The organism is Rhodobacteraceae bacterium LMO-JJ12 (genome assembly GCA_021555075.1).
GTDB lineage: Bacteria > Pseudomonadota > Alphaproteobacteria > Rhodobacterales > Rhodobacteraceae > JAKGBX01.
On the sequence record JAKGBX010000002.1, the window covers coordinates 193,966 to 206,806 of the forward strand.

General features: G+C 60.1%; 11 protein-coding genes. 5 read left to right on the top strand and 6 right to left on the bottom strand.

Features of this window, described 5'->3' with window-relative positions; genetic code table 11:
* The first annotated feature begins 30 nt into the window (after nucleotides 1-30).
* On the top strand, nucleotides 31-942 hold the full coding sequence (locus tag LZG00_12960; GenBank protein ID MCF3594909.1) for an ornithine cyclodeaminase: 912 nt from the start codon (nucleotides 31-33) through the stop codon (nucleotides 940-942).
* A 59-nt stretch (nucleotides 943-1,001) separates the two neighbouring features.
* Here LZG00_12960 and LZG00_12965 read toward each other — a convergent pair whose 3' ends face one another.
* The gene (locus LZG00_12965) at nucleotides 1,002-2,237 is read right to left on the bottom strand and encodes an MFS transporter (protein MCF3594910.1); all 1,236 of its coding nucleotides are present in this window, start codon (nucleotides 2,235-2,237) and stop codon (nucleotides 1,002-1,004) included.
* Between the two features lie 372 nt (nucleotides 2,238-2,609).
* The gene (locus LZG00_12970) at nucleotides 2,610-3,398 is read right to left on the bottom strand and encodes a lysophospholipase (protein MCF3594911.1); all 789 of its coding nucleotides are present in this window, start codon (nucleotides 3,396-3,398) and stop codon (nucleotides 2,610-2,612) included.
* Between the two features lie 170 nt (nucleotides 3,399-3,568).
* Here LZG00_12970 and LZG00_12975 point away from each other — a divergent pair, with 170 nt between their 5' ends.
* Nucleotides 3,569-4,651, top strand: coding sequence for an AFG1 family ATPase (locus tag LZG00_12975; GenBank protein MCF3594912.1), 1,083 nt, complete (start codon nucleotides 3,569-3,571; stop codon nucleotides 4,649-4,651).
* A gap of 100 nt (nucleotides 4,652-4,751) precedes the next feature.
* Here LZG00_12975 and LZG00_12980 read toward each other — a convergent pair whose 3' ends face one another.
* The 4 genes from LZG00_12980 to accD form a co-directional block, all read right to left on the bottom strand.
* A complete protein-coding gene (locus LZG00_12980; GenBank protein MCF3594913.1) occupies nucleotides 4,752-5,642 on the bottom strand; it encodes a LysM peptidoglycan-binding domain-containing protein in 891 nt (296 codons plus the stop codon).
* Nucleotides 5,643-5,663: 21 nt separating this feature from the next.
* A complete protein-coding gene (locus LZG00_12985; GenBank protein MCF3594914.1) occupies nucleotides 5,664-6,293 on the bottom strand; it encodes a rhodanese-like domain-containing protein in 630 nt (209 codons plus the stop codon).
* A gap of 156 nt (nucleotides 6,294-6,449) precedes the next feature.
* Nucleotides 6,450-7,715, bottom strand: a complete 1,266-nt coding sequence (locus LZG00_12990; protein ID MCF3594915.1) for a bifunctional folylpolyglutamate synthase/dihydrofolate synthase — start codon at nucleotides 7,713-7,715, stop codon at nucleotides 6,450-6,452.
* Nucleotides 7,712-8,692 (bottom strand): acetyl-CoA carboxylase, carboxyltransferase subunit beta, encoded by a 981-nt coding sequence (gene accD / locus LZG00_12995; protein MCF3594916.1) that lies wholly within the window; start codon nucleotides 8,690-8,692, stop codon nucleotides 7,712-7,714. The genes LZG00_12990 and accD overlap by 4 nt, the downstream gene beginning before the upstream one ends.
* A gap of 333 nt (nucleotides 8,693-9,025) precedes the next feature.
* Between accD and LZG00_13000 the strand changes: the two genes are divergently transcribed.
* From LZG00_13000 to pstA, 3 genes are all read left to right on the top strand, one after another.
* Nucleotides 9,026-10,063, top strand: a complete 1,038-nt coding sequence (locus tag LZG00_13000; protein ID MCF3594917.1) for a substrate-binding domain-containing protein — start codon at nucleotides 9,026-9,028, stop codon at nucleotides 10,061-10,063.
* Nucleotides 10,064-10,134: 71 nt separating this feature from the next.
* A complete protein-coding gene (gene pstC / locus LZG00_13005; GenBank protein MCF3594918.1) occupies nucleotides 10,135-11,511 on the top strand; it encodes a phosphate ABC transporter permease subunit PstC in 1,377 nt (458 codons plus the stop codon).
* A gap of 10 nt (nucleotides 11,512-11,521) precedes the next feature.
* The gene (pstA, locus tag LZG00_13010; protein ID MCF3594919.1) at nucleotides 11,522-12,823 is read left to right on the top strand and encodes a phosphate ABC transporter permease PstA; all 1,302 of its coding nucleotides are present in this window, start codon (nucleotides 11,522-11,524) and stop codon (nucleotides 12,821-12,823) included.
* Nucleotides 12,824-12,841 lie beyond the last annotated feature (18 nt).

Below are 12,841 nucleotides of genomic sequence, written 5' to 3' on the forward strand. Positions count from 1 at the left end.
AAAGTTGATAGGCCAGAGGAGCACCACGAGATGAGCATTCCAATGATTCCCTTTGTTGAGGGTGAGGCGAGGCTAAGCTGGCAGGGCTTGTTGAAGGCGTTTGAAGCTGGGCATGAGATGGCGAAGGCCGAGATTGGCGATACCTTTCTTTATCGTGGCAAGGACACGCTTTTGTCGCGCGCAGCGTGGATTGATGGGATGGGTCAGGCGGTCAAGACCGCGACCATTTTCCCCGGCAATCCGGGGCAGGGCAAGCCGATGGTGAACGGCGCGGTGAACCTCTATTCCGACAAAGATGGCACGTTGGAAGCGATTGTCGATTTTCATCTGGTAACGAAATGGAAGACCGCCGGAGACAGTCTCTATTCCGCGTCAAAACTGGCGCGCGAGGGCGCGCAAGACTTCCTGATCGTGGGCGCTGGAACGGTGGGCCGGTCGATGTTTGAGGCTTATGGCGCACTCTTTCCCGGTGCGCGGTTCAGCGTGTGGAACCGATCGCCCGAGGGGGCGGAGGCGATGGTGGCGCAGTGCCCCGGAATGGTTGTGGCGTGTGATCTTGAAGCGGCGGTGGGCGCGGCGGATGTGATTGTGACTGCTACGATGTCGTCCGAGCCGGTGATCAAGGGGGCGTGGTTGCGACCCGGGCAACACCTTGATCTTATTGGCGCTTATCGGCCGGATATGCGCGAAGTCGATGATGAAGCCATGACTCGCGCGCGGGTTTTTGTGGACAGCTATGATACAACGCTCGCGCATATTGGTGAGTTGATCGAGCCGCTAAAATCCGGGGCGCTAAAGCGCGACGATGTTATCTCCGACTTTTACATGCCCGAGACGTATGTGCGCCAAAGCGATGACGAAATCACCATCGCCAAGAACGGTGGTGGCGCGCATCTTGATCTGATGACAAGTCGCTATATTCTCGACGCGTGGCTTTCGTGACAAGTTGCACTCTGACAGGCAGGGTTTAACAAACTGGTAACGCGGCGCGCAGGCTGGGTTCAGGCCGGAACCAAACGGCGTTCCTTGACCGGAAGATGGACGATGGCAGAGAAGGCACCAATTGCGACGCCGACCCACCAGACGGCGGAATAGCTGCCGTAGATGTCATACATCCGCCCGCCCAGCCAGACCCCCAGGAAGCTGCCAAGCTGGTGCGAGAAAAAGACGATTCCGTAGAGCGTACCCATGTAGCGCAGCCCATAGATATGGGCGATGAGACCGGAGGTGAGTGGCACCGTGGCCAGCCATAGTGCCCCCATGGAAACAGAGAACAAAAGCACCGTTGCCGGTGTCATCGGCACGAGAATGAAGGCGGCGGCGATGAGGGTGCGACCGGTATAAATGCCTGCCAGCAAATACTTTTTCGAATACCGGTTGCCCAGCCAACCGGCAGTCAGGGTGCCGACGATATTAGCCAGACCGATTAGCGAGATTGCCACCGCGCCGAGCCGCGACGTTGTGGTGATGCCCAAGCCATGCAAAAGACCGCCCGATGTGAGGGGGCCGCACATCTCGGTGACCAGGGCCGGAAAATGCGCTGTGATGAAGGCCAGTTGATAGCCGCAGGAGAAAAAGCCGAGGAAAATCAATGTGTAGGACGGATCGCGGAAGGCTTTCTTGAGGATGGAGCCCATGCTTTCTTCCAGCTCGGCGCGGCTTGCTGGTGGTTTGGGGCCGCGCATCATTGGCAGGGTGACAAGGACAGCAAGGATCATTGCGGCAAAGATCACGAACACCGATTGCCAAGTGAAGAAGGTGAGCAGGTATTCGGCCAGCGGTGCGCCGATGACCTGACCGCCGGAGCCTGCGGCAGTGGCGATGGCAAGGCTCATCGAGCGGTTTTCATCCGAGGCGGCACGGCCCACCACCGCGAGAATGACCCCGAAGCCCGTGCCTGCGATGCCGAAACCCACAAGGATTTCATAGAGTTGCATTGAGGTTGGTGTGACTGCGAAAGAGCTGAGCACAAGTCCTGCGGCATAGATCAGGGCGCCGATGATTATGGCGCGCCGGTCACCTATTTTTTCGGCCAAGGCGCCGAAAATCGGCTGGCCGATGCCCCAGAACAGGTTTTGCAAGGCGATGGCGAGGGAAAACTCGCTTCGCGCCCAGCCGAATTCTTCGGCGATGGGGATCTGAAAAATACCGAAGCTGGCACGAATGGCGAAGGAAACAAGGATGATCACGCACCCCACGATCAACACGGGAGTGAAAAGAGGGGCGGATTTCTGCATGAACGTCTCCTGTAATGGTAGAAGGTTTACCCCGTATGCAGACGGCGTCAAATCAGGATTTGTTAACTTGTGTTAACGGCGGCGCGCGGTGTCGGAAGGTGGGGTGATTTGCGGCTGCTGTCTGGCTGCTATGCGTATGACATACGCAAGCGTATGGACTAACGCGCCGTTAAGGTTAATGCGGCGGTCGGCGCGGTGGATGGCCGCCCCCGCCTTCGCGCGCCCACCCGCCCACCCCGGTCGCGGTTTGCAGGCAAACCACGACCGACGCCCGAAGGCGGGGGCTTGGGTTTTGAATGAGCTGCCAAGCGGCACCTGCGGGAAGCTTCGCGGAGGATATTTTCGGTCAGAGGAAGATCGTGGCGCGCGCGCCTATTCGGGGAGGGTTCTTGCCCAATCGAGAAAGACCTGTGCGCTTGCCTGCCAGTGACGTGACAGCATCAGGTCATGCGGCGCGTCGGGGATGATATGTGCAGCAGTGTCAAAACGGCGGGCGAGGCGGTGCTGGGTTTTGGGTGGAAAGATCTGATCGAGTGCGCCGCCGACCACACAGACCGAGGGCGAGGCCGTGGGTTTGTGCGGCAGCGCCAATACCAGCATATCGAGGAAGGCAAGGAAGCTTTCATCGCTCAGCCGGGGATGGAAGGCGGCGATGGCGTCGTCTGTTGCATCCGGATCGAGAAAGAGTTGGGCGGCATGCTGCGGGTTCTGGACCATCGGGTAGAGAGAGGCGCGGGCAAGGACGCGAAGCAGGGTGAGCGGGGTGCGGCGCAGGGTTTTGAGCGCGACACCCAGCGCGCCGGTATGCGGGAGGGCGCAGAGAAGGCCCGCGCCACGCAGGGGGATGTTTCGCGCCATCAGGTGTTGGATGATGAACCCGCCCATGGAATGGCCGATGACGATGGGCGGGGCGGGCAGCTCTGCAATCGTGCAAGCGATATCATCGACGTAGTCGCGGATCCGGTTCCAGCGCATGGCTTTGCGCGGCGGGCTTTGCCCGTGGCCGCGCAAGTCGGGCGCATGGGTGTCGAACCCAGCGTCGGCGAAGGCATTGAGGTAATTGCCCTGCCAGCACCATGCGCCGTGCCACGCGCCATGGACCAAAAGCACGGGCGGGCCGTTCTTTGGCCCCTTGCGCAGGATGTTGAGCGTTGCAGTCATGTGCAAAAGCTTAGCGGCTCTACACTTCTGTGCAAAGCCGCGCTAAAGCGTTTCGACATTTTGCTCGAACCTATCAGGATGTGGAAACGCCCGGCGGAAAAGAATACTGGGGGCGGTTTCAATTCAGGTTCGAGTTTCAAATCACGCTTGAAACTTCTAGAGAAGGCCACATGACGCGCGATATTGCCGAGGAATATGCCGCCCGCGTGGCGGCGGGAACGCTGACGCCTGATCCGGCGCAGGTGGCGGTTTTGCCCGAGTTGGAACGGGTGCGCCAGGCGCTTGCCAAACCTGTCAGAAAGGGTTGGTTCGGCAAGGTCAAGGTGGAGCCTGTTCGCGGGCTATACCTCTGGGGCGGGGTTGGGCGCGGCAAGTCGATGCTGATGGATTTGTTTGTCGATTGTCTGGGCGATGTTCCGGTGCGGCGGGTGCATTTTCATGGCTTCATGCAAGAGATTCACGAGGCGATGCACAAGGCGCGCAAGGAGGGTGTGGAAGATGCGTTGATGCCCGCTGCGAGAGCGGTGATTGACAGCGTGCGATGCCTTGCGTTCGACGAAATGCAGATCAGCGATATCACCGATGCGATGATTGTAGGGCGGCTTTTCGAGGCGTTGCTTGGGGCGGGTGTTGCCATTGTTACCACGTCGAACCGCGCACCGGATGAGCTTTATAAAGACGGGCTGAACCGGCAGTTGTTTCTGCCCTTCATTGATCTGTTGAAGGAGCAGATGGAGGTGCGCGAGTTGGCCAGCGCAACCGACTATCGTCAGGATCGTTTGGAGGGGCAGCCGGTCTATTTCACGCCCAATGATGGCGCGGCGCGGGCGGCGATGGATGCGATCTGGCAGGATCTCACCGGCGGGAGGAGTGAGCGGCTGGTGTTGAAGGTGAAGGGCCGGGAGGTGGAGATTCCCGGGTTTCACAATGGCGTGGCGCGGGCGAGTTTTTATGACCTTTGCGGTCGGATGCTGGGACCGGGGGATTACCTGGCGCTGGCGCAGGAGGTCAAGGTTCTGTTGATCGACGCGATCCCGCGCCTGTCGCGCAGCAATTTCAACGAGGCGAAGCGGTTCGTGACATTGGTTGATGCCTTGTATGAGGCCGATGTGCGGCTGATCGCCAGTGCGGCGTCGGAGCCGGAAATGCTCTATGTCGAGGGCGAGGGCACGTTTGAGTTTGAGCGCACGGCGAGTCGGTTGCGGGAGATGCAGTCGGACGGTTGGGGTGCGGAGCAGGACTCAGCAGGCTGATCCGACGGGCATTTGAAAGGTTAGAAAAATGAAAGGGGGCCGTTGAACCGGCCCCTCAGTCATTCCTGCCTGGTTGTTTTGATGCTCGGGTGTCGGCCTTTCAGGATGTGCCGGGGTTGGGGATGGTCAGGCGCTGACCCGGGCGAATAGCGTTGGGGGTTGAAAGAAAAGTGCGGTTGGCCTCGTAGATCGTCTTGTAGAGGCGCGCGTCGCCGTAAAACTTGTGCGCGATCGCGCCGAGGCTGTCGCCGCTTTGAACTGTGTAGAAACTATAGTGAATGGTTTGCCCGGCGCGCTGGACCACGCGCACCTCGACGCCAGCGCCATCAGCGAAGGTTTTGGGCGGGATCGCGGCGTCATTGGCGGGTTTGGATTTGGTGACCAGCGTTGCCAGAAGCGTGGCGGTGTCGAGCTTGCCGGTGTCGGTGAGAAGCGCGTCGGGCACGGTGATCTGCCCGGCTATGGCGGCTTCGTTGAGAATGGCGTCGAGATAGGCGTCGGGCTGCCCCTGGTGCAGGGCCTGGGCAATCAGCGCTTCGAGATTTCGGGCTTGGGGTATCAGGGAAGGTGTGCGGGCGGCCGTGAGTGAGGCCAGCACATCGGCGGTCATGTCGCGCAGCGCGTCGGGTTCGCCGGTGGCGGGCGCGGTCGGGGAGGATTTGCCAAGGCCGGAAAGCACGCTGGCGCTGAGCGTGGCCATGTCCGCGTTGCCAGCTTCGGGCGCGGGCGCGGAGGGTTGGGCGATGGCGGAACCGAGGGGGGAGGCATTGAGCGATGCGGCGGATGTGGTGCCAAGCGTAGACACGAGGTCGAGATCGTTTTCAGCGCGGCTGACCTGAACCTGATTGACGACCGGGGAGGGCGCGCGATCTGAGCTGTCAGGTTCGGAAGCATGGAGGAATGCGTCTTGTGGCGGGGTGCCCGGTTGCAGAGCAAGCAAAGCGAGGGTGATTGCCAGAAAGCCCCCGGCGATGACGAACATGCGAAGCATTGGGCTTTTGTCCTCCATCGCTCAGCTTGTTGGTTGGTGAATGGTGAGCCCGAGCAGCGCCCAAAGCTGCATGCCACCACGATAATATTGGATTTTCTCGGGGGGGTAACCGGCCTGTATCAGGTTTTGGACGGCGCGTGCGCTTTGGGCGTCCCATGGTCCGTTACAAAACACGGTCAGAGCCAGCGCGTTGGAGAAATCCCACTCGGTATCGGACTTCTGGGCGCCCAGCGCCTTGAGGATATCATCGCGGTAGGGGTTGGCGGCATCGAGCGTGGAAAACGGCACGTTGACCGCGCCGGGGATCGTGCCTTTGCGGAACCATTCCGGCACCCGGCTGTCGATCAGAAGCCCTTGGTTCGAGGCGACGCTGGTTTCGAGAAAATCCATCACCTCGAGCTCGCCAATGGTCGCCACGCCGGGCGCTGCCGACACTGGAGAGATGCAGAACGGCGGGCAGGGGCGCGAGGTTTTGGTCAATTCGGGGTTGAGGTGGTGCGCAGTGTCCTGAATTCGCGCAATAATCAGTTCGTGGCCGTTCAGCACGATGTTGCGCGATGCCACGTCGGGCGTGATCTGGACTTCCTGGGCGACGAGGGGCGTGGCGATGGACAAGCCGATAGCGACGGCGAGGCGCAAAAGGCGCTGCATAATCGTGTCCCCTAATACTCACGCGCCAATTACGCTACAGGCTGGCGCGTTTCGTCTTCATGCCCAGATATAGGCGAATCGCCGCGAATCAGTCAACATAAAGTGATTCGCTATGAAACATCGAATTATCTGGGAAAATTTGGGCAGACGGGGAGATCAGGCGTTTGTACGCAGGACCATTCCGGCAAGGTAGAGTGAGCCACAGATCAGCACGCGCGCGTGGGGATCTTGGGTGGCGATGGAGGTGAGGGCGGCTTGAACGTTTTCTGCGGTTTGCGCTTGGATGCCGCAAGTGCGGGCGGCGCTGGCGGTTTCTTCGGCGGGTAGGGTGGCGGCCTCGCCGGGGATCGACACGGCGGTGAGGCTCTGGATATGGGGCGCCATCGGGGTCAGGTAGCCTGCGATATCCTTGGTATTGAGCATGCCGCAGATCAGATGCGTCGGGCGTTTGGGCAAGCCGGAGAGGTGGCGCGCGAGGGCCTGACCGGCGGCGGCGTTGTGGCCGCCATCGAGCCAAAGCTCGATTTCGGGCGCGCTGTCGGTGAGGGGGCCAGAGCGCAGGCGTTGCAGGCGGGCGGGCCAATGAGTGTTTTGCATGGCAGCTTCGGGCGATCCGGTTTTGAGCGTGCGCAGGGCGGCCAAAGCGGCACCGGCGTTGTCGATCTGATGCGCGCCGGGTAGTGCGGGCAAAGGCAGGTCGAGAAGGCCGGTTTCGTCCTGAAAGATCAAGCGTTCGCGTTCCTCGTAGGCGTGCCAATGCTGGGCCTGGGCAATCAGCGGCGCGCCGAGAGCAGCGGCGCGGGCTTCGATCACTTCCATCGCTTCATCCGGTTGCGGGCCGACGACGCAAGGCACACCACGTTTGAGGATGCCGGCCTTCTCGAAGGCGATCTTGGCCAGCGTGTCGCCGAGATATTGTTCGTGGTCGATTGACACCGGTGTAATGATGGTGAGGGCGGGTTTTTCGATCACGTTGGTGGCGTCGAGCCGCCCGCCGAGGCCGACTTCGAGGATCGTGTAATCCGCCGGGGTGCGGGCCATGGCGAGGAAGGCGGCGCAGGTGGTGATCTCGAAGTAGGTGATATTGCCGCTCTCGTTTGCGGCGTAGCATTCATCAAGCACGGCGGTGAGGGCGCTTTCTTCGATCAGATCGCCCGCGAGGCGGATGCGTTCGTGAAAACGCGCGAGATGTGGCGAGGTATAGGCGTGGACGCGGTGGCGCGAGCCTTCAAGCCCGGCGCGGATCATCGCCTGGGTTGAACCTTTGCCGTTGGTGCCAGCGATATGGATGACCGGGGGCAAGTCGTTTTGGGGGTTGCCCAATGCGTCGAGCAGACGCCACATGCGATCAAGCGTGAGGTCGATGATCTTGGGGTGTAGCGCCATCATCCGGGCCAGGATGGCGTCGGAGCCGGGGTTCATTTTTTCGCGGCAGGTTTGGCAGGCGGCTTCGCTTCCTTTTCAGGCGGCGTCGCTTTGGCGGCGGCTTGTGGCTCGGCTTCGGTATCCGCCTCGGCCTCGGGTGCGGGCAACTCGCCGGCGATGGCGGGATCGAGGCCCAGCAGCATGCGGGTGATCGAGATCAGTTCGTCACGCAATTGCGGGCGCGGTGTGACCCGGTCGAGCATGCCGTGATCGAGAAGATACTCGGCGCGTTGGAACCCTTCGGGTAGTCGTTCGCCAAGGGTTTGTTCGATGACGCGCGGCCCGGCAAAGCAGATCAGCGCATTGGGCTCGGCGATCTGGATGTCGCCCAGCATGGCATAAGACGCAGTCACCCCGCCGGTGGTGGGATGGGTGAGCACCACGATATAGGGCAGCCCGGCCTCTTTGAGCATCTGCACGGCGACGGTGGTGCGCGGCATCTGCATGAGCGACAGGATGCCTTCCTGCATACGCGCGCCACCGGCGGCGGAGAACAGGATGAGCGGGCGCTTTAGCTTTACCGCGCGTTCGGCGGCGGCGATGATGGCATTGCCGACATACATGCCCATCGAGCCGCCCATGAAGGCGAAATCCTGGGCTGCGGCGACGATGGGGGTGCGACCTATTTCGCCTTCGACCACCAACATCGCTTCTTTTTCGCCGGTGGCTTTCTGGGCGGCTCTCATCCGGTCGGGATAGCGTTTCTGATCGCGGAACTTGAGCGGGTCTTCGGGAACATCGGGCACGGCTACTTCGGTGAAGACGCCACCATCAAACAGGGCTGCGAAGCGGTTGCGCGGGGTGATTGCCATGTGATGGCCGCAAGAGGTGCAGACGTTGAGATTGTCCGTCAGCTCGCGGTGAAACAGCATCGTGCCGCATTCATCGCACTTCTGCCACAGGTTTTCCGGCGTATCGCGACGCGAAAAGATCGAGTTGATCCGGGGGCGAACGTAGTTGGTGATCCAGTTCATGGGGCTGAGTCGCCTCTTTTAGCGCGGGTTCGTTGGTTCACGAGATAGTCGCGGGCGCAGGGAATTGCAATCAACCTAACCCGGCGGGTTTTGCGTGTTCGCGAAGGAATGTGCCGTTGGGGAAGCCTGACACGGCAATACGTTGGCCAGTTTGGCCTGTTGTGCCAACACTTATCAATGAAAGCGCCGGGAGGTGCGTCAGCGATGCGCCAGAGATCTGCCGGTGCGTTGTTGCAAAACTGTCATGAAACCTTTGCAGAAGCATCACAGAATCCCACTAGCGACACGGCAGAGGTCGAATGCTCCGGCCCGAAATGACAACCAGGAGATAGTATGTCTTTCACCAAGCTTTCCGTGTCGGCGCTGACATTTGTCAGCGTGTTCGCCACCACCGCCGCCGCGCGTGACGAAATTCGCATTGTGGGGTCTTCCACCGTGTTCCCGTACACCCAGGCTGTTGCCGAACAATTTGCCAACAATACCGGCGCATCATCGCCGATCGTCGAATCCACCGGCACCGGTGGCGGCATGAAGATTTTCTGCGGCGGTATCGGCGAACAGCATCCCGACATCACCGGCGCGTCGCGTGCCATGAAGGCCTCGGAATACGAGCTTTGCCAACAGAACGGCGTGACTGAGATCTCGGAAGCTCTGATCGGTTTTGATGGCCTGTCGATGGCCGTGTCGCGCGCCAACGATTTTGATTGGAGCCTGAGCCTGGGTGAAGTCTATCTCGCGCTTGGCGCCCAGGTGCCGGTTGATGGTGCGTGGACAGACAACCCCTACAAGATGTGGAACGAGATCAACCCCGATCTGCCTGCGGTCGAGATTCTGGCATACGGCCCGCCGCCGACTTCTGGGACGCGTGACGCCTGGGTCGAATTGGCCATGCATGCCGGGTGTGAAGAGCTGGACTTTGTCAAGGATGGCGGTTTCGACGGTGACTGGGTTGAAGAGAACTGCTCGCGTATGCGCGTGGACGGGCCGTTTGTTGAAGCCGGGGAGAACGACAATCTGATCGTTCAGCGCCTGAACGCCGATCCGAACGCTCTCGGCATTTTCGGCTACTCGTTCCTTTTTGAGAACCTCGACAACCTGAAGGGCGTGAAGATCGACGGCGTCGAGCCGGATATGAACACCATCGCCGACAAGTCCTATCCGGTGTCCCGCCCGCTCTACTTCTATGTCAAGAACGCCCATCGTGGTGTCATTGCCAACCTCGACGAGTTCATCGAGGAATACATGTCGGATGATGCGCTGGAAGCTGGCGGCTATCTGTCCGAGCGTGGCCTGGTAGCGTTGGCTGACGCACGCCGCACCGAATTGCAAGATGCGGTTCTGAGCGGTGCGTCGATGACTGCCCCGAAGTGAGATCCCTACACGGATCCAAAGTCCGGGACGCGACGTGGCGTCCCGGACATTTTTCCTGAAAGAACGGGCCTATGACAGCTTTTCCCTTTCTTCTGCTGATGCTGGCGGTGATCTCTGGCTATGTGATCAACCGACGTGCGGCGCGGCTGATCAGCGACAACGGCCGTAGGCTGCATTCGCTGACCTCTTATCACGGCGGGTTTTCTGCGCTGCTGATCCTTGTTCCGGTGCTGAGCTTGATTCTGTTCTGGCTGGTCATGCAGGGGGCGGTCATCGACCGCGCCGTGATGAGCCATTTGCCGGACGGTGTTCTGGACGGCCTCGATTCCGGCGGTATTCAGCTTGTTCTGGCCGAGATCAAATCGATCTCGCGGGGGCAGATTTTTGGCACCCCGCAAGATTGGAAGATTGTCGCGGCAGACCATTATGTTGCCCTTTACGAGCGTTCGGGTTGGTTGCTGATTACTGTGGTGCTCGTTCTTTCGCTTGGCTTGCTGGGGTTTGCACGATCCCGCGTAACCGCCGATTTTCGGGCGCGTCAGGGTGTTGAGGGCATTGTTTCGGGGCTTATGATCTTTTGTTCGACCGTTGCGATTTTCACGACAATCGGAATCATCGTTTCGCTGTCCTATGAAACGCTGCGCTTCCTCGATCGGGTTCCATTGACTGACTTCCTGTTCGGTATGAATTGGGAGCCGCAGATTCCGCTGCGCGAAGACCAGATTGCCGCCGAAGGTGCGTTTGGCTGGCTTCCTGTCATCCTTGGCACGATCGTGATTACATTTGTTGCGCTGGTTGTGGCGGTTCCGGTCGGTTTGTTTTCCGCTATCTATCTCAACGAATTCGCGCCCAAACGGCTGCGTTCGTATGTGAAACCGGTGCTTGAGATCCTCGCCGGTGTTCCGACAGTTGTTTACGGCTTCTTTGCCATTCTGGTTGTGGCTCCGGCCATCCGAAGTCTTGGGCAGTCGATCGGGCTGGATGTGGCGCCCAATACGGCGCTGGCGGCGGGGGGGGTCATGGGGATCATGTTGATCCCTTTTATTTCCTCGTTTGCGGATGACGCGCTTTCTGCGGTTCCGCAGTCTCTGAGAGATGGTGCGCTGGGGATTGGTGCGACGCGTGCGGAAATGATGACGACGGTTCTGTTTCCGGCGGCTCTGCCGGGGATTATCGGTGGTGTTTTGTTGGCTGTCAGCCGGGCGATTGGCGAAACGATGATCGTGGTCATGGCCGCCGGTCTGATCGCCAGGATGACGATCAACCCGCTGGACAGCGTTACCACGGTGACGGTTCAGATCGTAACCTTGCTGATTGGGGATACGTCGTTTGACAACCCCAAGACGTTGGCGGCTTTTGCCCTCGGCATGATGCTGTTTCTCGTCACCCTGATGATCAACATTTTCGCGCTGCGCATCGTGCGCAAGTATCGCGAAGCATACGATTGAGGCTTTGGACATGAGCGATATAACGAACGCAGCGGGTTTTGCGCGAAAGCCCACCTCGACAGAGCTTGTGGCGGCCTCGCTTGGGCGGCGGCGGCGCAAGCAGACGCGCCTGAAGTGGATCGGAATCAGCGCCATTTCCGTCGCGTTTCTGATGCTCTTTATTCTCGTGGCATCTCTTGTGTCGAGCGGGTGGCAGGCCTTTACCCAAACCCATGTGACACTTGAGGTCTATGTCGACCCTGAAGAGATCCCGGCGGCGCGTTTGCCGCGCGGAGGGTTTGACGACGCGCTCGCGGCTTCGCTTGGGCGGATGTTGCCGGGCGTGCAGATGGATGACCGGGCGACCGCCCGTGCCGTCGAAGGGCTCTTGTCGAATGGCGCACAATTCGAGCTGCGTGACAGGGTCGTGGCCGACCCCGGGCTGATCGGGCAGACCATCACCATGAAAGTGCCGGTGTCCGATCCCTATGATCAGTTGAACAAGGGGCTGATCGAGCGCGACACGCAGGAAGTGAACCGACGCGTCAAGGACAATGAGATCGCTTGGTTCGACGCGTTGGCCGAGCAGGGCGCCATTTCGAAGCCATTCAACTGGGCGCTGTTTACCCATGCGGATTCACGCTTTCCCGAATTGGCGGGTCTCAAGGGTGCGTTGGTCGGTTCGTTCTGGGCGTTGCTGATCTGTTTTCTGATTTCGTTTCCGCTTGGGATCGGGTCGGCGATCTATCTTGAGGAATTCGCGCCCAAAAACAAGCTGAGCGACTTTATCGAGGTCAATATCAACAATCTGGCTGCTGTGCCGTCGGTGGTCTTTGGTTTGCTGGCTCTGGCTGTTTTCATCGGCTGGTTCGGGATGCCCCGCTCGGCGCCATTTGTTGGCGGTCTGACATTGGCGTTGATGACGATGCCGACCATCATCATCGCGACGCGTGCGGCGCTCAAGGCGGTGCCGCCATCTATCCGCGAGGCGGCGCTCGGGTTGGGGGCGTCACGTCAACAGGTCGTGTTTCAGCATGTCTTGCCGCTTGCCATGCCAGGCATTCTGACCGGCACCATCATTGGCCTTGCGCAAGCGCTTGGCGAGACGGCGCCGCTGCTGCTTATCGGCATGAACGCCTTTATTACTTCGGCGGCCAGCAGCCCGTTTGACAGCTCGACCGCGCTGCCGACCCAGATTTTCATCTGGGCAGACAGCCCCGAGCGCGGCTTTGTCTCGCGGACATCGGCGGCAATTCTGGTGCTGCTCGGCTTTCTTGTGATGATGAACGCCATTGCGATCTATCTGCGGCAAAAATTCGAGCGAAAATGGTAAGCGCCGAGAAACAAGGGA